The following is a 20910-nucleotide window of genomic DNA, read 5'->3' as shown; positions in this document are numbered from 1 at the left end:
ATATACAGCGCAAACTGGTCGTGAATAACTAATGCCATCAATAGACCTGCAGTACGAACGTTTCCTTTCATTTATTTTGATTGTAATCCTGATGTTTACGCTATGCTTTGTTATCTACCCGCCTATCGTTATTTAACTTGAGGCTATTTAACAACACGGCGAAATTGCTTAAGCGGAGTAAATACTGTACTCTTGCCCGCCGCCCAATACAGAGTACAAAATCATGAGCTTTAGCCACCTAGGTTTAGCCCCAGAAATAAATCAAGCCGTTGTCGAACAAGGTTACGACAAACCGACTCCGATTCAAGAGCAAGCCATTCCTGCTATTTTAGAAGGCAGAGACGTGATGGCTGCGGCGCAAACGGGAACAGGTAAAACAGCGGGCTTTACATTACCTTTGTTGCAAAAGCTGATTGCTGGTACTAAGCCTCGTGCGAACAATGTACGCGCGTTAATTCTAACGCCGACCAGAGAGCTTGCTGACCAAGTATGGCAAAGTGTTGCGCTTTACAGTAAACACCTGCCTATCAGCTCTGAAGTTGTTTACGGCGGTGTGAAGATCAATCCGCAAATGATGAAGCTGCGTAAAGGCATTGATGTTTTAGTGGCAACACCTGGGCGATTACTCGACCTTTACCAGCAGAATGCTGTCAAATTTGATGACCTTGAAGTACTGGTATTGGATGAAGCCGACCGTATGCTAGACATGGGCTTTATTCACGATATCAAGCGCATCATCAAAGTATTGCCAAGCCGCAGACAAAACTTGATGTTCTCTGCCACTTTCTCTGAAGAGATTAGAGCATTAGCGAAAGGGCTAATTCATGATCCAGTAGAGATTTCTGTGGCACCAGCAAACAGCACAGCAAAAAGCGTGACTCAATGGGTATACCCGGTAGACAAAAGTAAACGTACGAGCTTACTCAAGCATTTAGTGCAAACGCATGATTGGCAACAAGTGTTGGTATTCACACGCACAAAACACGGTGCCAACCGCTTGGTTAAGGATCTAGAAAAAGACAAGATCAATGCCGCAGCAATCCATGGTAATAAAAGCCAAAGCGCTCGCATGAAAGCCCTTGCTGGCTTTAAAAATGGTGAAGTACGTGTACTTGTTGCCACTGATATTGTGGCAAGGGGCTTGGATATTCAAGAGTTGCCTCATGTCGTGAACTTTGACCTGCCAAATGTTTACGAAGATTATGTTCACCGTATCGGCAGAACTGGCCGCGCTGGTGCGACAGGTGAAGCTATCTCGTTTGTTACCCAAGAGACCGCAAGCGACTTATTTGGCATTGAGCGATTAATTCAACAGTTGGTGCCGCGTAAAGTGGAACCAGGGTTTGAACCGCAACTTGCAGTACCTGAGTCAAAATTAGATACGCGCCCAATCAAGCCGAAAAAACCAAAGAAACCGAAAAAGCCAAAGGCGGCAGACGCTGAGCAAGCACCTTCTGCTCAGCCGAAAAACAAACCTAAGCAAAATTCAGGTCCTCGCAACAATAAGCCAAGTGGCAACGGAAAACCTGCTGGTAACAACAATGGCAACCGTAGACGTCGCCCATCATCGTCTGCAAACAAGCCAAAGAGTCAACACGCTGGAGAAAAACGTACACCACGTCAGAAGCCCACTTCTGGCAATTAATGGTGTAAGCAGGTGTAATAGCATTTGCAACACCTTCTCCTAAGCTAAAAAGGCTGTTAATCGTAACAGCCTTTTTTCGTCAAAGGAGCTAGACAATGAATATCTTGAAATTGATACTGTTCACATTGTTTGGTAGTACATTTTTAGCGCACGCTGGTACGCAATATGTGACCCAAGCTGCGAGCAATATCACAGAAACCTCCGCTCAATTAAACGGCTATTCCGCCTCTACTATTGGTTTAAGTGGAGAAACGTTTGATTATGGCCCAACCACTAACTACGGCTACAGCGTACTCGCAACACCGGCTGGTGTGAATGGCCCCGTTAGCGCACAAATAGCGAACCTAGAGTGCGGCAGCGAATATCATTTCCGTTTTCGAGGAGATCCAAAGCCACCTCGCACCACCATTCAAGGGGAAGACTTAACCTTCACTACAGCCCCATGTGGCCCGACGATTTTTACTAATGTGTCGTTTGAAACGGGCGGACAATATTACTTCGTTGCAGAAAACAATGGCGGTAATACAGTAAACGCCAATCGTATTGCGATTGGTCCTTGGGAACGGTTTAATCTTATCGATGTCAACGGCGGTAACCTGTTTGATGGCGACACCATTCACATTCAAACAGCCACTGGCTATTACTTTGTTGCAGAGCAAGGTGGGGGCGCTGAGTTAAATGCTAATCGAACGGTGGCTTCTATTTGGGAAACCTTCACGATTGAGTTGCCGAATAATCCCGGTGCTTTGATCCAAAATGGCGATAAAGTGGCGCTTAAGTCAATCAATGGTCACTATATCCAAGCCGCAGGTAATGGTGGCGCGGGAGCCAATGTGCATCCTACCGTCATAGGCTGTAATGCCACTTATCCCTGTTCATGGGAAATGTTTAAGATTATTTTTTAACGCACTTGGCCGTGATAAAAAATTTTATCACGGCCTTACACGCGCTATCCGTTCGAGCCATGTTATAATTGCTGTTTTAGAACTACAGAGACAGCGACTTTGACTCAGCCACTTTTTTCAAGTACCTCACTTTCCAGCGCCTTACTCGATAACCTCGCGTCATTGGGGTATCACACCATGACTGACATTCAAGCACAAACCTTACCGCTTATCTTGGCGGGTAAAGATGTCATTGGCCAAGGTAAAACAGGCTCAGGTAAAACCGCCGCTTTCTCTTTAGGACTATTGCATAATTTAAACGTGAAACGCTTTCGTGTGCAGGCGCTTGTGGTATGCCCAACTAGAGAGCTTGCCGATCAGGTGGCGGTTGAAATTCGCAAGCTTGCCCGTGCTGTTCATAACATCAAAGTGTTAGCGCTGTGCGGTGGCGCACCTATGGGTCCGCAAATTGGCTCTCTTGAACACGGTGCGCACATCATTGTGGGTACACCAGGGCGTATTGAAGAGCACCTGCGCAAAGGCCGTTTGTCGCTAGATGAAGTGAATACCTTTGTACTGGATGAAGCGGATCGCATGTTGGAGATGGGTTTTGAAGAGTCACTACAGTGCATCATAGATCACTGCCCTACAGCACGCCAAAATCTGTTATTTAGTGCAACTTACCCACCAAAAATAGAGCAGCTCGCGCAGCACATCATGAAAGATGCAACCAAAGTCACGGTTGAAGCAACCCATGACGATAGCTCAATTGAACAGTACTTTTACGAAGTCGACAATAACGACGCGAGATTGCCTGCGGTACAAAAGCTGTTAATGCAATTTCAACCAAACTCAGCGGTTATCTTCTGCAACACCAAGGCAGAATGCCAGAACGTATGCGACAGCCTATATAGCCTAGGTTTTGATGCGGCTGCACTTCACGGTGACTTAGAACAAAAAGACCGTGACCGCACATTGGTTCGTTTTGCGAATAAGAGCGTCACCATTTTATTGGCAACGGATGTCGCCGCCCGGGGTATCGACGTCGATCACGTAGATATGGTGATCAACTATCATATCGCCCATGACCCAGAAGTGCATGTTCACCGCGTTGGCAGAACCGGACGTGCAGGTAATAAAGGCGTGGCATGCTCTTTAATGAGTTATAAAGAATCGCATAAAGTAAATGCTCTCGAAGACTATTTAGGCAAGACAATTGAGCCCAATGCCCTGCCAAGCGACCAAGTGTTAAATAACAAAATTAACCGAGCGCCGATGGTAACCATTCAAATCGACGGCGGTAAGAAAGCGAAATTAAGACCGGGTGATATCTTAGGAGCACTGACCTCAAATCAAGCGTTAAAAGGTGACCAAATCGGCAAAATAAAGGTCACCGCGATGTCATCATACGTTGCGGTTGAGCGCAGTATTGCCAACGTGGCGCTTAAAACAATCTCAGAAGGGAAAATGAAAGGCCGTAACTTTAGAGCCCGCAAAGTAACAAAGTAACAGGTCACTCCCCCCTCTCTATGGTGGTCGACTTTTCCCTGACCACCATGACTTTAGATTATCCCAGCAATTACTCGCCTATTTATAACTTATTTCACACCACAGGGGTTTAAATCTACACCATGACCCCAAGGTCTTAATTAAGCAAACACTTTAAAGGAGTTTATCTATGAAGACCTTAATTATTGGTGCCAGTGGTCAAATTGGAAAAATGACGACAAAGAAAATGCTGAAACAAGGCCATGATGTCGTGGCGTTAGTGCGCAATAAAAGCAAACTAGTAGATCTTCAGTCTGAGCAACTTACTATCATTGAGCAAGACCTTGAAGGCGATTTTAGCTCAGCCTTTAACAACGTCGAGCAGGTAATATTTAGTGCAGGTTCTGGTGGAGATACTGGTGCGGATAAAACCCTACTTATTGATTTGTGGGCCGCCATTAAAGCCATTAACTATGCTGTGAAAGCAAACGTTAAGCATTTTATTATGGTCAGCTCTATTGGCGCCGATGATCCTGATAACATTGAAAGTGAAATTAAACCGTACTTGGTAGCCAAACACATGGCCGATCAACACCTACAGAAAAGTATTGTAAACTACACCATCGTCCGACCGGGTGCGTTACAAAATGAGCCTGCAACTGCGGGATTCTCGACCTCACGTCCTGCAAATAGAGAAGATGCCGTAATAAGTCGAGAGAATGTCGCAGACGCGCTAGCTTACCTTGCCACTCAACATCCTCAGAACCTAACATTTGAGCTATTTAACGGCAAGCAGTCAGTCGAACAAACGCTGTACTAATAAAGTAACTATGTCTCGGGGTTAACGCCTCGGGGCAAACTTAGGTGCTTTAAGTCGGCTAAGTGTTAAAAATATTTTCCGCTACGCCGACATAAAAAGCTTGCTTTAAAAAATGTAATTCTATACTATCCCTCTCTTGCTTTAACTTCCTCTCAAAATAAAGCAAACCTCAAGTAATGCCTCCTTGCCTTGATCCAGTAAGTCCGCATAAAAAATACAAGTAGAGCTTAATATAGTCAGGCGAAATCAAGCCAATTAAGAAAATTGGTATAAGCTGTCATACCCATATCGGGTCGTTGCGAGGACAGTCTCTTCTGTTCGCTAAACTGTAATGAAGCTCATCTACTATCAAAAAGCATCAGCTAATTTGCTGTGCATTATAAAAGTGAGTTTTATTATGTCATATACATATAACGGAACAGAGATCCGTGTTGAGCAACCAATTCGCTCAATTTCGGTGAACAAATCTAAAGTGATCTTTGCTGACGGCACAGGCCGTAAGATCACACAATTCGCCAATGGCGGCGAAGCACGTCAATTTCTGAGCTGGTTAACTTCAGCACATTAATCGCTAAAACGTCGAGCTTGCTCGACGTTTGCCATCCTAATAAAACAAATGAACTAAATACTCAGATTCGCAGCTGTCTAATCGCTTTGATTAGATCTTTATCGCTGATTCGAGCTGATTTTAATTCGCCGATTAACTTTTTAGCACCTAGGGTATTTCCTTGGAGCATATAGAGCTGGCTCAAACGTAACCGTGCCCAGTTTTTATCTGGACCATCGGTACTGATCTCAAGTGTTAAATACGTTTGTAATGCTGCGATCCCCTCGTCTACATTAACCTCTGAAAACACCGCCGTTCGACCAATTTGGTAAAGCCCCGCAGCATAATGCTTTGTTTCCTTTATTACTATTAAAGTTCTAAAAAACGCAAATGCACCATCGTAATGTTTGATATTCTGCAGCGCAATTCCAGCTTTAAACAACACTGCTTCATCAATAGTTTTGCGTTCAAGCAAGGTGTTAGTATAGGTTATCAACGCTTCATCATTGCCAGTCTGCAAATAAAAGTCGATCCATAGCTTCATTGCGGCATGGGAAGATAAGGCTTCTATCGCCCTTACCTGTCGCACCGCTTTGGCCTCAGAGCCACCAGCAATGCTTGGTGCTGAAAGGTAGAAATAGAACAACCCTTGCTGCGCTTTGATATGCGTTGCGTCTTTGTCTATTGCCGCTAAAAACGCATCTTCAGTGTTGTTGGCATAACTCAGTTTTGAAAATATAGAAGCATGCTTTATCTGCTCTGCATTGATCTTGGCGTACCAATAATACTCATCCGCACTGTTGGGCTCGAGACGCAGTGCTTTTTCAAGGTACTCTTCAGCTTCATCAAATTGATTCGACGCCAACTTAACTCTGCCAAGATAATAGAACGACTCATTTGGATGCGTTTCTTGCAGTGCCAGAAAAGCTTGCTCAGCATCCACTAACGCCTGTTGCTCAACTAGTATTTTGGCATGCTCCAATGCATCGGTAATGTTCGGCATCGCAAACACTTTTGGCGTTACCACTAGTATCATCATTAAGCAAAGTACTTTATTCATCCGAAACATTATTTGCTCCCCCTTGCTTGACGGTGATTAAGCTGTTTTTTGTAAAACAGGATGCCCAAGGTGCCAACCACAGCGGGTAACAACCATGGTACTAGCTGCCAAGCCCCAGGCATTAGCTGCGCTAACCAATGACGTCCACCCACCGCAAAAAATGCCGTATATACTGCAATCCCAGCGCCTAAAATGGTACTCATATGCTCCAGCACCCACTCTCGTGGTTTGAGTGTTGGTTTAAATATGTAGAACAACATAGTAGCGACGGTAGAGAACACAATAAGTGAAAATATTAGATAGAGCGTACTGCCAAATGTAAGCGCTGTGTACAACACTCGTCCACCCGTTGCCGCTAAGAGCCCAATCAGCAATAAATGAGACCCGCTTCTTAATCGCTCTCGGTGCTGTTTAGCCGCTAAAACCAAGCTCGAATGACGAATATTTGCCAACACCAATACTGACAGCATCAGTAAAAATTCACTTAATTGACGTTGCTTCAATACCAGCTGTTGCCCTAGCGCCTGATCAATGTGTTGAGAGGGGTAACGGATCGCCAATGGGTCGTAGATCACAATTAGGCACATGACAATGCCACTGACGGAAACCAACCACATACACCAAGTAAATATTTTTCCCCATAGTCTATGCTGTGGGCTGCCTTTTACGGTCACAACTGGAACCCAAAATACAATTAGCGCAATAGCACCAATAATAATGTGCAAATACAAAGCAAACTGATGAACAAGAAGCATAACAATCTCTCTTTTATGATTTCGACCTTTAGCCTAGCGCTACCACATCAGGAGTACCTGTCCCAAACGTCATGATGTAAAACCATGACTTTTGGCCTATGGGCACAGCTTCATTACTTTGTCATACTCAATGAGATAAATAACCTGAACGCGGGATAACTACTTGTTCTCTAGCAGCTGTTACCCCTTACTACTGCATTAAATTTGCTTGCAATAGGCCAGGAGGACATTGGCGTTGATATTCGGAAAATTAATCGCAAATCGAGATATGAGAGACCTACTGGCGCTGATGACTTGGGTTGCCCTTTTCGCTATTTCAGTTTACATAACGAATCAACAGCCTGAAGCGCCAGAAATATCTCTCTTTAGCAGCTTCTTCTGTTTTTATGCGCTTGGCTATCTCATTGGCACCTGTGAGCAATGTGAACACAAATTACGATGGCTTGCGCTAGTCCTTATGCTATTTTCAGCTTTTGCCTGTGGCTGGATCCTGCAATTTGGATACCTATCCATTCTTACCATTATCTGGGTTGCCGTTGTTGCTTATCTGCTCCCCATTCGCGTATCTGCTTGCTCCACCCTCATCATCGTATTGGCCTGGTTTACAATGCAGAGTGTAAAACAACAACACCTGCTTTGGATTGAGGGATTACTGTATGGCCTGTTTCACCTATTCGCCTTGCTATTAGCCACCACCCATCAACGAGAACAGCAAGCCAGGGTCGAGATCCAAAATCAACATGCTCAGTTGCAATCCACGCAACACTTACTTTCTGAGCTATCGAAGCATTCTGAGCGCACCCGTATCGCGCGGGACTTACACGACCTGCTAGGCCATCACCTCACGGCACTCAGTATTAAATTGCAAATAGCGCAAAGAATGACTGCCGAGACACCAGCCCAACAGCAAATCCAAGAATGTCAAAGCGTAGCTAAGTTACTTCTGAATGATGTGCGAGATGCCGTGGATATGCTCAGACAGCACAGAGATATTGATTTTCATCAATCGCTTACCTTACTACTCCAACATACTCCTGAGCTAAAAGTGCATGCAACCATTCCACAACATATTGCTGTTGACGATAGCCATATAGCACAAGTGCTGCTGCGCTGTGTTCAAGAAGCAATAACCAACAGCCTAAGGCATAGTCATGCGAAGCAATTTTGGATTGTCATGACGCAAGATGAAGAAAAGCTTTTCGTCGATATGCATGATGATGGCTATATCAGTGAACAATGGCAAAAAGGGAATGGTTTAACGGGGATGTCTGAACGCGTATTTGAGTGTGGTGGCCACTTGCATCTCTATGAGCACAATCGTGCCCTACACTATAAAATTGAACTCTCGTTAACTCCACAGTAAGGACGATATTGATGAAAGTAGTCGTGGTTGACGACCAGAAACTCGTAAGAGAAGGCATTGTCACTTTATTACAATTTAACGAAGAAGTTGAAGTGATTGCCCAGTACGACAATGGCCAGACGTTGCTTGATGGGCTATCAGAGGTTGCACCTGATATTATTCTACTGGATCTATCCATGCCAGTTATGAACGGTATCGCTACCTTGAAACAGCTAAATAGTCGAGGTATAACGATCCCAGTATTAGTGCTAACAACCTTTGATGACCCCAAACTCGTTCTGGACAGCTTAAGTAATGGAGCCAAAGGCTTTGTACTCAAAGATATCGCTCTAGATTCGTTGGTGAATGCAATGAAAACCATCATCAATGGTGAAACCTACTTTCAACCGGCGATTACAGAAACCCTATTAAAGTATGCACCAAAACTCGACAATGATTTTTCTGAGTTCAAAGCCACAGAGACGCTTAGCGTACGAGAAATAGAGGTATTGAGACTGGTTGCAAATGGTTATTCCAACAAGGAAATAGCCGAAGCCTTACACAAGTCAGAAGGCACAATCAAAAATCATGTCTCCAATTTACTTTCTAAACTGGGTGTGAGGGATAGAACCCGTGCGGTGCTATTAGCAATCGAGATGGGAATATTACAGTAGCTTAAACAAAGTGCACCAATTTACTCCTGAGCAGATTGGTGCATCATCACGGCGCTTAGCAATAGTAAGCTTCAACCGTTCCTTTTGATTTAATTAGCAAAGGCTGACCTCGGCGATCTAGCGCTTTTGGCGCAGCGACTTTGATCCAGCCTTCACTAATGCAATACTCTTCAACATCGGTACGTTCTTTTCCATTAAAACGAATGCCAATGTGGTGCTCTAGTATTTCTTTAGCATAATGTGGGCTGCGAGGGTTGATTGAAAGTCTATCTGGTAGTGCTGGTTTTTCAGTTGAATCTGTCATCGTTTGTCTTCAATTATTTAAGCATGCTGTATTGTAGGTAATCACACCAATCTGCTCAATAGTCACATGCCTAAATTTTGAGAAATCTATGCTAGGCGTTAATGTCCACAATTATACGACCTCTCACCTTGCCATTAAGCAAATCCGCAGCTGTAGATATAGCTTCGGCTAAGGGGATTTCATGAGCGATGACGCCAAGTTTATTTAAATCAAGATCACTCGCTAACCGTCGCCATGCTTCAAGCCTTAACGCTTTGGGGCTCATCACACTATCAATTCCGGCCAACGTCACCCCTCGTAAAATAAAAGGTGCTACAGTGGCAGGGAAATCCATACCACCTGCTAAGCCACACGCAGTAACGACACCACCATATTTAGTGCCAGCACATGCATTTGCTAAAACATGTGAACCAACCACGTCAACGACTCCAGCCCAACGCTCTTTTGCAAGCGGCTTACCCACTCCTTTTAACTCGCTGCGATGAATCACATTTTGTGCGCCAAGCTGCTTGAGAAATTGAGATTCTTGCTCAACTCTGCCACTTAGCGCTGTAACGCTAAATCCAAGCTTTGACAGAATAGCAATCGCCACGCTACCCACACCACCCGCTGCACCGGTCACCAATATTTCACCTTGCTCGGGCGTTACGCCATGCCGTTCAAGTGCCATAATACACAACATCGCGGTATAGCCTGCGGTGCCGATAGCCATTGCGTCTTTTGGCTCGAAGTTGGCTGGCACAGGGACGAGCCATTCGCCGTTAACTCGTGCTTTTTGTGCCAGGCCGCCCCAGTGTTTTTCTCCAACTCCCCAACCATTGAGTATTACCAATTGCCCTCGCTCATAGTCAGAGTGATTCGAAGCCGATACTTTACCGACAAAATCAATACCAGGGATCATGGGAAAGCTTCTCACCACAGGTGACTTTCCTGTGATCGCTAGCGCGTCTTTGTAATTGAGTGTCGAGTATAATACCTCAATATCAACATCTCCCGGCATTAACTCCTGTTCGCTAACCTCATCGAGTGTCGCAGTATAATTGCCATCTTTCTTATCGATTATTATTGCTTTAAACATATCTCCCCCATTAATTAGACCGACCGTCTATTAAATTATAAAAAGAGTGTGGTTTAACCCACTTAACTGCAAAATGGTTAACCAGACACTTGTATTGAACGAATAAAAAACTCAGAGAATAGCTTTAGTGGCACTGCACTTTGTTCAAGTTTAGCTCTCATTACCGCGCCTTCCCAACCATTCCAAAACGTGTAGGCTAGCTCGTCGCAGTTTGTTTCTCTGGCAATATGTCCAAGCAGCTTTGCTTGTTCAAAACACTCAGCGACCAGCGCTTGCCACTCATTAAGCACATCGTCTAATTTATCTCTGAACGACTCTGGTAACTGCGCAACTTCTTGGCTTAGATTACCAACTAAGCAACCTCGCGAATAGCTGTACTTTCTCATCGACACCTCAGCTTGATCCATAAACAACGCAAGTCGCGCTAACGGATCAAGATATTCGACCGATAATGCTTTCACTAACTTTGCTTTTAAAAAAGAGGAATAGTTTTCAATCAGCACTAAACCATACGCTTCTTTACTTGAAAAGTAGTGGTAAAACGACCCTTTTGGTACATTCACCGAGCGTAAAATGGTATCAATACCGGTCGCAGCAAACCCTTTTTCTGTGAGAATTTCCATTCCAGTTCGGATCAATGCAGCCTTGGTTTCACTAAAACCTGTTTGCTCTTTTTTTGGTCGGCCTCTACGCCGCTTTACAGTATGCTCACTCATAGTGATAAATATTAGACCGGTCGTCTACAAATGTAAATAGCGCTCACCTTCTCTTACTACCTTTTGATTTACTGCAGCCAACTGCTCTGTGTTTTCTACATTTTTCATCAATATATGCTTCCTATAAATAAAATACCCATCCCCCCTTGCACTCTCCACTTTTCTCGATAAGATAAACAATGAATTTAACACAAGGAAACAAGTATGAAACTTAAATTAAACAAAAAGGCGATTAAGTCCCTTTCAAAAGATTTACAAGACTTACCAATGGCGCAAACCCCAAATATTGCAGGTGCGGGCAACCCACCTTTATACCCAGAAAGCAAGTTCGATCAAGGCTGTCCTTGGTTTACACACTTTCAGGTGCGAACTTGTCCAAATCCGTATTAATGCGCCATTGTGGGTAAGTACTCTTACCCACTAAACTTGTTATAACACCTTTACCATAAAATACTTACAGCCATCTTTAGGGTAATGCTCTTGGATCCATTGGGTCTCGTAGCCATGCTTTTCATAAAATGGCATTGCCTGAAAATGTAAGGTATCGAGTAAGCATTTCACGCACCCTCTTTTTTTGGCTGCCGCTTCTAGGCTTTCTAGTATCTGTGAGCCGATATTTTGACCTCTAAGTGTCTCAGAAACCCACAAAGTATCGAGCAACAACCAGTTACCAAAAGTACGCGCGGCTGCACCTGCAACAACCTCTCCAGACTCATCCTTTACTTCAACCGCCAATGGAAGGCGCTCTGTGACCTCCCAATTCGCCCAGTTAAACTCGCTAATTTTACTACTTAAAAAATCGACAAATTGTTGCTCAGGATTTTCTACTACGGATATTTTCACAGCTACGCTCCGGTTGGCTTAGTTGAACTACGGTAATTGTTTTTAACTATGGTATTTTGCCATTTCATAATAAAAAAAGTATCAAACAAGAATCAAACATAACGCACGATAACAATAGCGAGAAGGCCAGTTGTTACTTTCAACCCGGGTTATTGAGTAAACTCTTTTTCTGTTGCATTTACCAGCTGTTGAAATGCGCGAGTACTGCCAAGGAGCTCTCGCTTTACCTTATTCCACTGTGCATTGTGATGACCAAACCTTAATTGCCATTCGCGCTTTTCATCCACACTTAAAGGATGTAGCTTTGCGCCCAAGGCCATGAGCTCGCGCTCACAGTGCTTTTGCAGTTGCTCTATCTGCGCAATATGAGTATAAAATGTTTGCTTACCCGCTTCCTCGATTTCCCCTTTTAAGCGCAGCGGCAAACCATCTAACCAATGCTGATTTGCGACGGTCACCCAAGCATCGGGGACACTTTCAAGTAAAGCTATCTGCCCTACCTCGTTTTTTAGCAGATCAGGACCTGCAAACAAGCCAACAACGCTAGGGTCAATAACCTCTATATGTTTTGTTCTTGCCATTTTGGCCACTTGTGCCCAAGGCACATCAATAACATTTGCCGACGTCATACTGTAAAAATAACTCAAAACCCTAGAAGCTGGTACTCTTAGCACCACTCCTTTAAGTTTTTCAGGCAAATTAATCAAGCGGTTGAACTGTTTTGTGCTTGTTAGGGTGCGACCTCCAACGAGATGATGCATTAAGATATTAAGTTTCCCTTGTTCACTAATAGGCTTAATAACAAGTGACTGCCACTGTGGCGAACAAATTAGATTGAGAAACGCGCGATTTGAGCTCGCCCAAAATGGGATATTAAGGATATCGAGTACAGGTAACGCCCGAGACAGATTTGCCACAGAGATAAGTGCGGCCTCCACATGTCCACGAGTCACTGCTGCCATTAACTCGCGGCCACTTCCAAGCGCGCCGCTATAGTGAACATCAACATAGATTTTACCGCGAGTCATAGACTCAACATTCTCCTTAAGCACTTGATGCATGTGCGGGATAAAGTCACTTTGATCCGCAGGGTAAGGGGAAGCTAATCTTAAAATATGGAGGGCAGCACTGCGCTTAGCCATTTCTTGTTCTCGTTCATCTTCTGAGAATAAATTTAGTGCAAGTACTTGGCTAACCGGAAATGAAGCACTCAAACATGCCGCTAGTGAAGCTTCAAGAAATTGACGTCTACTCTTGGACATGAGAGTACAACCTAAATTCCATACCTCAATTAAAGATAGCTGAGTCGATCACTATTTCAATAAGCTTGGATGTACACCCAAATCAAAAACACAAAAAGCTCACTTGTATTTAACAAAATTTATACTAGTCTATCTTGGATTCACCACAAGGAGTGTAGTGCTAGTTTATTCATCAAAAGCGATAGCTTTACTATCATTACTTTTGTCTCGCTAGGTGTTTTCTTAAAACAAAGCAAATTTAACGCAGTAATCACGTTCATATCGATTAATAAAAGGAGATTAACGATGAACAGAAGAAATGCACTAATCTGTGTTGCCTTGGGATTTTGTGCCCACTTATCCGCCAAGACACCTCAACCAACCCTTTCGATCAACACTAACCTTGATTATGACGGCCTCATTACAACACCGAATGGAAAGGCTTATTTTGGTCAGCAATGGTTTGAAAATGCCAGTGAAGTCACTTTATACCCAAAAAATGGCAACAGCGCGCTTTGGACATTAACATTAACCTATTCTGATGGCAGACCGGCCGTTGGTAAAACCATTACTATAAATTCAACTTATAACACGCTCACCACATCAAGTTGGCGAGATAAAAATACCATGGCAAACCGTTTTCCGAGTGGTTCAAGAGCAACGGTAATTCAAAGAATAGACCAAGGGCTGTTCCGATTACGTGCTCCTTACGAAGCTTCAAGTCTAGTGACCGATGCTAATGGCCAAGTGAAAGTTACCGTAAATAACTTCCATAGCTGCGGTAATGAACAACAGCCAGGCTCTGATAAGTTAACAGCCTCAACTGGTAACTTGCAGGCTCAGCTAATCGTAAAATGCGCAGTAACAGGCTTAGTCAACATTCCAGACCGCGCAAGTGAGGGGCTTACTACAGCAGGTTTAGTTGGCCGCCACTTACACCCAGACTTGCTAAGTGCTTTACAAAATTTAGGACAAGCTTGGAAAAACGTACAAAACAAACCTGTCGGGATGCCAAATTATCTCACAATAACGGGAGCAACCATGCGCTGGGGTGGAATAAATCCTCCTCATTTTACGCACAAGTTTGGTGGTACAGTAGATATTCGTCCGATAGGAACATCATCAGGCCCGGTTAGCGTTGGTGACGTACACTACCATCGCCAAGCCACACAGACTATAGTTGACGCTTTGGTACAATTAGGCGCAACTAAAATTATCTTTGCCGATAATTTGAAAGGCGTTACAGATGTTAAATCAAATCATAAGAATCACCTACATGTCAGCTTCTTAACTGAACCTTTAGAACCTTGGCTTGCTCCTAATGATAACGAGCTTGATAGCGAAGGTGAAGCTTGGCATGACTACAGCAATATCTACGATACTAGCTATTTCGTGCCTCAAGTTAAATCGTTACAGGTTACCGACTTTCATTTTGAATTAGGAAAATAATGACGAATATCGCTTGGCTAATTTATCTCGCTATCTTTAGCATTTCGGCAAGCTTTGATTTATTAAGCTGCGAGCTCGCTATGTCTAGCGATAAAGTAGCCTTAGCACCCTCTACTGAGCGGCCAGAGTGCCGCTTTGAACAATCAGACAATAATGAGTTAAAGCCAACATCGTTGCCGCACACGCGTTTTATTCCACCAAACTATCCAGATGCTGCAATACCTCTCAATTTCGATAGGGTTCAGTCAGCCTGTAAACTTAAGAGTGACACCATCCATTGCCAGTTTGCTGACCGACAAGGCGCTTTGCCTTTAGCTACTAAATATCAACGAGGTCGGTTAAGCTATGATCAGTGGCGCGTAGACAACCACTATTTTATTGGATGGACCTCGCACGACCCAGAAAGACCTGCCGGATTTATGGTACTTTCCACCACCAAACCCGCCTATTGGTTACCTGTGGAAGATGCTTGTAAAGCAAGACTCAGCACACGAGTCGTGACGCTTAATAGCAAAGAGAATCTCTGTTTGAATCACCAGGGTACTTGGCAACGCAGTAACACACAGTCACTACCTGCGCCTTGCGAAAACCCATACTCTGTCGCTACCGATAAAAATGGGGTGTGGGCTTTGCAGCTAAACAATGAAAATCAAAGCTGGAATATTTGCCACTTTGATCACGCATTACAACTGGTGAAAGCATATCAATATCAACTTGATATACCGCAATCGCTAGCGCCATACAAGCTTGTACCTACGTCTTTTTCTCAGGTTACCGCCTTATTCGGCGAATATGACAATGCGCCAGCATACGCATTTGATATTAGCGCTGTTGAGCCTATGTTTCTATCAGCCTTCCCAAGCTCAATACGTCGCATACAAATCCCACTTACACGAGCTAAATATCGGTTAAGCCTAATAGCTCACTAGCCTGCTTTAGCGATAACTCAAAACCCATGTGAGATTTTAAAAAATGCTGTAACGGTTCCAAATTATTTATTCTTTCTCTCCCTTTCAAAACAAAAAATTCCATTTTCACATTCTCTGCACTTTTGCCTGCCAATTTTAAAACTCGAATCACAATAAGGTTTGGAATAACGATGAACAACGCGAACTTTCTACGTGCAATAGCACTTGTTACCGCGGTGGCAAGTTTACCAATAGCTGCACAACATAAACCTCTACCACCTCCGCCTCCAGGCCAGCCACAACCGAACTCGGCACTGGATGATGAACTCTCAGAAATTATTACTGCTCGCGGTATTACTGGCAGAGTTGCGGGTGCGCAACAACTGCCGAGGATCTCAGATCCCATTGCTCAGCTCGGCATGCAGTTATTTTTTAGCAAAGCCCTTGGGGGAGAAAAATCAGTCGCCTGTGCGAGCTGTCACGATCCAAGGCTCGGTGGTGCCGATGGCCTTTCGTTGCCAATAGGTACAAACGCAGTAGAAAGTGATGTGGTAGGCCCAGGTCGCCAAGCAGTCAACGATGACATCAATATTCCACGTAACTCTCCCACCATTTTTAATACCGGATTTGCCAACAACGCTTTATTTTGGGACGGCCGTGTTCAACGTGTGACTATCACTGACGACCAAGGCAATGAAAGCAGTTTTATCAGTACGCCTGATTCAGGGTTTAACCAACCAGATGTAAACGCGGCAGATTCACTAGTTGCAACCCTGTCTCGCTTTCCTGTCACCTCTCGTGAAGAAATGCGTGGAGAGGCTTTCGAAAGTGCCGAAACCAATGAACAAGTTCGCTCACACTTAGCCCAGCGTATTGGCGATTACGGTGAAGAGGCAGGAGGCTTGGCCACTAATGATTGGCTTCAAGCCTTTAGAGAAGCATTCAACTCGCAAGCTGACGCGCAAACCTTAATTACCTTTGATAGTATCGCCTTTGCGCTCGGCCAGTATCAAGCGTCATTTGTGATGGTGGATACCGATTGGCATCGCTATGCCCGTGGTGACCGTGGCGCACTTAACGATCAACAAAAACGTGGTGCTAAACTCTTTTTTACTCCAGTAGCTGAAGGCGGTGCAGGATGTGTTGGGTGCCACAGTGGTGAACGTTTCACTAACGATGGTTTCTTTAACCTCGCCTTTCCACAATATGGTATTGGTACACAAGATAATCAGACCGATATCGGACGCGCAGCAATTGACCCCTCGCCTCGCAATCAATTTGCGTTTAGAGTCCCGAGCTTAATAAATGTTGCCCTGACTGCGCCATACGGTCACGCAGGAGCCTACGAGTCGTTAGAACAAGTGGTCAATCATTACTCAAACCCTGAGCAAACCGTCGAGCAATTTTTTCAACGTGGTGGTGCTTGTGGATTAAAGCAGTTTTCCTTAACCGCTCAGTGTGACACACTAAACCTACAAGCGAGAGAAAATAGTGAAGCGGCGTTAACGTTACTGCGCCAATCACCCTTTGTTGCCGCCAATTTAGCGCCACAACAAAAGCAGGATCTCGTTGCGTTTTTACATGCCTTGACAGACAAGTGTGCAAAAGACCAACAGTGCGTAAGAAGATGGGTGCCAAACCGTCGCACACCAGACCCTGATCATTTACGCTTGCATGCACAACGTTAACCGGTGGAATCACAACAACCATGAAAATGACCATTCGCGTCAAACTATTGCTGATAATTTTGATAGCCAACACCACATTGGTGCTGGCTATCTATATCGCCAATAAATTAGCGTTTGAAAAGAGCTTTACGGCCTATCTTGAAAATACCTCTCGGGCACAACTCAAAAATGTGGTAACGCAAGTTGCCGAGACTTACGCACACCATGGTTCTTTGGACTGGGTGTATCGAGGCTCAGAGGATTGGGACAGCATAGTACGTAGCTTTTATGGTCTTTCTGAGGACGAACGCCCGCGAGACAGGCTACATTCTCGTCCACCACCAAGACATCGTGAAAGAGGCGAAGGAGGGCCACGAAGACGTGATGGTCCCCCACCGCGTTTTGACAATAAAAAACGCCTGCTGATCAAAGACGCACAAGGCAATATTATTATGGGCACACCGAAAAGTAAGCAGACTTCGCTGTGGTTCCCAGTCTATCAAAGCGACCATTTGGCGCAGCCTAAACGCGAACAGATTATCGCCTACTTAGGTGTCGAGCAAAGTGGCTTGATACGCAATGACTTCGACCAATTGTTTGCAGAGCAACAACGTAAACAGTTCATCATCATTGCGCTTGTCGCCCTGTTGGTTACTTTAGTGATTGCCGTGCCTTTTAGTAAATATATGGTCAACCCAATCGTCTTGTTGCGCCGCAATGCAAAAACACTGACACAAGGAAATTACGATGCTCGCGTCGATATCGCGAGTAAAGACGAACTCGGTTTGCTTGCCAGAGATATGAACCGTTTGGCAGACACATTAGCGCAGAACCAAATAGCTAGGCAGCAATGGATAGCGGATATTTCGCACGAGCTACGCACGCCGATTGCCGTGATCCGCGCGGAACTTGAGGGAATGATTGATGGCATTATCGCAAGCGATCCTGAACAACTTATGTCCCTTAATGAAGAGATCCAACGATTGACTCGGCTGGTGGACGATTTACATCAACTATCGCTGTCAGACCGCGGTGCACTTACTTACAACATGGATAAAGAAAACCTTTACGATCTGCTCTCACGCACGTTTGCGAAAAGTAGTCACCAAATTGAAAAGCACCATCTTGCTTATTCCTTGCAATGCGACGAGCATATTACCTTAGAATGTGACGAACAGCGCCTTGGGCAGTTATTCGACAACTTGTTGCAAAACACCTTGCGTTACACAGACTCCTCAGCTGAACAACCGGGAAATCTCGATGTAAAAGTCATACAACGACAAGATAAAACGATAATTTACTGGCAGGACAGCGCACCTTCAGTACCACAAGAACAGCTAAACAGGCTATTTGATAGGCTCTATCGAGTAGAGGAAGCGCGGAGTAGAAAAACGGGTGGTTCAGGCCTTGGTTTAGCCATATGCCAAAGTATAGTTGCTGCCCACAACGGAAAAATCACTGCAAACTTGAGCGAACTGGGTGGTCTCGCTATTATTATTGAACTGAAAAGGTAATGAGTTTCCCCCGTGCCAAACAAACATATTTTAATCGTCGAAGATGAACCAAAACTTGCCGATATTTTAAGTAAGTATTTGGCTCAAGCCGAATATACCAGCCATTGTGTTCATGATGGCGCTTTGGCTGAAGAGGCTTTTAAACAACAGCAACCCGCCCTTATCTTACTCGACCTCATGCTGCCTAATCTTGACGGTATCGAAATTTGCAAGCGGATCAGAGCTTATTCAAACGTGCCAATTGTCATGCTCACCGCCAAAGTAGAAGAAATCGACCGTCTCCTTGGTCTTGAAGTGGGTGCTGATGATTATGTGTGTAAACCCTATAGTCCAAAAGAAGTCGTCGCAAGGGTGAAGGCGATTTTAAGACGCGTGACGCTAAACGAGCGTGGCACAGTGTCAGAAACAGAGAGCAAACTTAAACTGGACGAAGAGAGCTTGTTTGTCTCTTTCCTCGACGCGAGAGCGACGCTCACTTATGTCGAGTTTATGCTATTAAAAGCGATGTACGGTCACCCATGCCGAATTTATAGCCGCGACTTATTGATGGATCACATCTATGATGATAGCCACATTGTTAGCGACAGAACCATAGATAGCCATATCAAAAATATTCGTAAAAAGCTGCAAAGCATCGCGCCTAAATACGACTTTATCCACTCCATTTACGGAGCGGGATATAAGTTTGAAGCCCAGGAACGTAATGCCTAGTCCTTAGCCCATAAGGGAAGTTGGGTTATGCGTTAATCCAACTTCCCTTAAGGCATATCTCACCGCTACACCCCACCCCCTTTTATTGGTAAACTCAAAAAATAGCTAATAATTATAAAAAGGAATGGGCATGAAAAGGCTTGCTTTGGCAGTCATAATCACATTAACAGGCTGCAGTAATAGTAATGTTGTAGAGCGAATAAAATCTGAGTCTTCCGTGGTAAAACATAGCTCTGTAGAAGGGTATGAAGATAGATATTCCAACATCTACAATAAGTTTAAAGATTATCCCGTGACTTGCGAAGAAAACTGCTATCCAGTCACCCAACAAATTCAGTGTCAGTCCGAAATGCAAGATTGCACTTACGTTGGCAACAACCCCACTCTCTCGCTCAATACCGGCTTTGCTATCCAATGGCTTGGACATGCGAGTTTTAAAGTCAACACCAAAGATGGGCAACAATTTTTGTTTGACCCTGTCACGGCGCAATTTGACTGGCCTGTAAACTGGGCATTTCGCCTCTCAGAAGGGTTTAATCGCAAGCAACCTGTACAGCTCAGTCAAACCGAGTTGCAGCAAACTAATGCCGTAATGTACTCCCACATTCATTACGATCATTTTAACAAGAGTGATATAGAAGCGATTGGTACTGGACCAAATTACCTCACCCCACTTGGATTTGCAGAGCACTTTCCTGAAGATGGATACAAAGTTTCTGAAATGGAGTGGTATTCAAGTAAACAACTTGGAGAAGTAACCGCACACTTTGTGCCTGCAAATCACTTTAGCAGCCGTATTTGGGTGCCGTTTTTATACGAAGATCATGGCGCTGCACTATGGGGTGGCTGGATATTAGAACACCAAGGTAATACCCTGTTTTTTGCAGGAGATACGGGATATTCACCGCACTTTAAAGACATTCAAGAAAAATACGGTGATATTGATGTTTGCCTACTTCCAATTGCCTCTTACTATAGCGAAGAACATCCTGATTGGTATCGTAAAGTACACACCACACCAGAAGATGCACTAACTGCCGCAAAAGAGCTCGGCTGTAAGGTCATGGTGCCTTGGGGCTACGGTAATGCTAGTTGGAAAATGGGAGATAAAACCTCACATTCAGCGCTGTTCCGCTTACTGCATATGCAACAAGTGCTAAAAGCCCAAACGCCATTGTATATTTTAAATGAAGGTGAAAAAGTAACTTGGTGAGTTTATCGAGGCTCATGTAAAAGAAACATTGATAGATAGCTCTCCGTGACC

21 protein-coding genes are annotated in these 20910 nt (G+C 44.4%); 14 read left to right on the top strand and 7 right to left on the bottom strand.

Going from position 1 to position 20910, the window contains the following annotated elements; all coding sequences use genetic code 11:
* Positions 1-223 precede the first annotated feature (223 nt).
* From CTT31_RS04415 to CTT31_RS04395, 5 genes are all read left to right on the top strand, one after another.
* The gene (locus CTT31_RS04415; protein ID WP_069023353.1) at positions 224-1645 is read left to right on the top strand and encodes a DEAD/DEAH box helicase; all 1422 of its coding nucleotides are present in this window, start codon (positions 224-226) and stop codon (positions 1643-1645) included.
* Between the two features lie 95 nt (positions 1646-1740).
* Positions 1741-2550, top strand: a complete 810-nt coding sequence (locus CTT31_RS04410; RefSeq protein WP_010370681.1) for a fascin domain-containing protein — start codon at positions 1741-1743, stop codon at positions 2548-2550.
* A 99-nt stretch (positions 2551-2649) separates the two neighbouring features.
* Positions 2650-4038 (top strand): ATP-dependent RNA helicase DbpA, encoded by a 1389-nt coding sequence (gene dbpA, locus CTT31_RS04405; protein ID WP_253105735.1) that lies wholly within the window; start codon positions 2650-2652, stop codon positions 4036-4038.
* A 169-nt stretch (positions 4039-4207) separates the two neighbouring features.
* Positions 4208-4837, top strand: coding sequence for an SDR family oxidoreductase (locus CTT31_RS04400; RefSeq protein ID WP_260492054.1), 630 nt, complete (start codon positions 4208-4210; stop codon positions 4835-4837).
* A 397-nt stretch (positions 4838-5234) separates the two neighbouring features.
* Positions 5235-5405: a hypothetical protein gene (locus CTT31_RS04395; protein WP_010370673.1), complete on the top strand. Its 171-nt coding sequence runs from the start codon at positions 5235-5237 to the stop codon at positions 5403-5405.
* A 61-nt stretch (positions 5406-5466) separates the two neighbouring features.
* On the opposite strand, the gene CTT31_RS04390 is transcribed toward CTT31_RS04395, so the two are convergent.
* On the bottom strand, positions 5467-6453 hold the full coding sequence (locus tag CTT31_RS04390) for a tetratricopeptide repeat protein (protein WP_260492053.1): 987 nt from the start codon (positions 6451-6453) through the stop codon (positions 5467-5469).
* Positions 6453-7199 carry a hypothetical protein gene (locus tag CTT31_RS04385; RefSeq protein ID WP_260492052.1) on the bottom strand — a complete coding sequence of 249 codons (747 nt, stop codon included), beginning with the start codon at positions 7197-7199 and terminating at the stop codon, positions 6453-6455. Before CTT31_RS04385 ends, CTT31_RS04390 begins: the two co-directional genes overlap by 1 nt.
* A 229-nt stretch (positions 7200-7428) precedes the next feature.
* Between CTT31_RS04385 and CTT31_RS04380 the strand changes: the two genes are divergently transcribed.
* The gene (locus CTT31_RS04380; RefSeq protein ID WP_017217848.1) at positions 7429-8562 is read left to right on the top strand and encodes a sensor histidine kinase; all 1134 of its coding nucleotides are present in this window, start codon (positions 7429-7431) and stop codon (positions 8560-8562) included.
* An 11-nt stretch (positions 8563-8573) separates the two neighbouring features.
* The gene (locus CTT31_RS04375) at positions 8574-9215 is read left to right on the top strand and encodes a response regulator (protein WP_045961947.1); all 642 of its coding nucleotides are present in this window, start codon (positions 8574-8576) and stop codon (positions 9213-9215) included.
* 55 nt (positions 9216-9270) lie between these two features.
* Here CTT31_RS04375 and CTT31_RS04370 read toward each other — a convergent pair whose 3' ends face one another.
* From CTT31_RS04370 to acuR, 3 genes are all read right to left on the bottom strand, one after another.
* Positions 9271-9519 (bottom strand): DUF3297 family protein, encoded by a 249-nt coding sequence (locus CTT31_RS04370; protein ID WP_017217850.1) that lies wholly within the window; start codon positions 9517-9519, stop codon positions 9271-9273.
* Between the two features lie 91 nt (positions 9520-9610).
* Positions 9611-10597 carry an acrylyl-CoA reductase (NADPH) gene (gene acuI / locus CTT31_RS04365; protein ID WP_017217851.1) on the bottom strand — a complete coding sequence of 329 codons (987 nt, stop codon included), beginning with the start codon at positions 10595-10597 and terminating at the stop codon, positions 9611-9613.
* A gap of 77 nt (positions 10598-10674) precedes the next feature.
* Complete coding sequence (gene acuR, locus CTT31_RS04360) at positions 10675-11313, bottom strand: acrylate utilization transcriptional regulator AcuR (protein ID WP_260492051.1); 639 nt, start codon at positions 11311-11313, stop codon at positions 10675-10677.
* A 204-nt stretch (positions 11314-11517) separates the two neighbouring features.
* Between acuR and CTT31_RS04355 the strand changes: the two genes are divergently transcribed.
* A complete protein-coding gene (locus CTT31_RS04355; protein WP_010607259.1) occupies positions 11518-11703 on the top strand; it encodes a hypothetical protein in 186 nt (61 codons plus the stop codon).
* Between the two features lie 39 nt (positions 11704-11742).
* Here CTT31_RS04355 and CTT31_RS04350 read toward each other — a convergent pair whose 3' ends face one another.
* Both CTT31_RS04350 and CTT31_RS04345 read right to left on the bottom strand, forming a co-directional pair.
* Complete coding sequence (locus tag CTT31_RS04350) at positions 11743-12156, bottom strand: GNAT family N-acetyltransferase (protein WP_045961950.1); 414 nt, start codon at positions 12154-12156, stop codon at positions 11743-11745.
* Between the two features lie 149 nt (positions 12157-12305).
* Positions 12306-13418: a TRAP transporter substrate-binding protein gene (locus CTT31_RS04345; RefSeq protein WP_017217854.1), complete on the bottom strand. Its 1113-nt coding sequence runs from the start codon at positions 13416-13418 to the stop codon at positions 12306-12308.
* 285 nt (positions 13419-13703) lie between these two features.
* Here CTT31_RS04345 and CTT31_RS04340 point away from each other — a divergent pair, with 285 nt between their 5' ends.
* The 6 genes from CTT31_RS04340 to CTT31_RS04315 all read left to right on the top strand — a co-directional run bounded on the left by CTT31_RS04340 (position 13704) and on the right by CTT31_RS04315 (position 20859).
* Positions 13704-14846, top strand: coding sequence for a hypothetical protein (locus tag CTT31_RS04340; RefSeq protein WP_045961951.1), 1143 nt, complete (start codon positions 13704-13706; stop codon positions 14844-14846).
* On the top strand, positions 14846-15775 hold the full coding sequence (locus tag CTT31_RS04335) for a hypothetical protein (protein WP_260492050.1): 930 nt from the start codon (positions 14846-14848) through the stop codon (positions 15773-15775). Before CTT31_RS04340 ends, CTT31_RS04335 begins: the two co-directional genes overlap by 1 nt.
* 170 nt (positions 15776-15945) lie before the next feature.
* Positions 15946-17442 (top strand): cytochrome-c peroxidase, encoded by a 1497-nt coding sequence (locus tag CTT31_RS04330; protein ID WP_260492049.1) that lies wholly within the window; start codon positions 15946-15948, stop codon positions 17440-17442.
* A gap of 20 nt (positions 17443-17462) precedes the next feature.
* Entirely contained in the window at positions 17463-18935 is a 1473-nt protein-coding gene (locus tag CTT31_RS04325) for an ATP-binding protein (protein WP_260492048.1), read from the top strand.
* Positions 18936-18947: 12 nt separating this feature from the next.
* Positions 18948-19646, top strand: a complete 699-nt coding sequence (locus CTT31_RS04320) for a response regulator (RefSeq protein WP_260492047.1) — start codon at positions 18948-18950, stop codon at positions 19644-19646.
* Positions 19647-19776: 130 nt separating this feature from the next.
* Positions 19777-20859, top strand: coding sequence for an MBL fold metallo-hydrolase (locus CTT31_RS04315; protein WP_045961955.1), 1083 nt, complete (start codon positions 19777-19779; stop codon positions 20857-20859).
* The last annotated feature ends 51 nt before the right edge of the window (positions 20860-20910 follow it).

Source organism: Pseudoalteromonas maricaloris, assembly GCF_024746855.1.
In the GTDB taxonomy this organism is placed as follows: domain Bacteria; phylum Pseudomonadota; class Gammaproteobacteria; order Enterobacterales; family Alteromonadaceae; genus Pseudoalteromonas; species Pseudoalteromonas maricaloris.
This window is presented reverse-complemented; position numbering and strand designations above follow the sequence as displayed.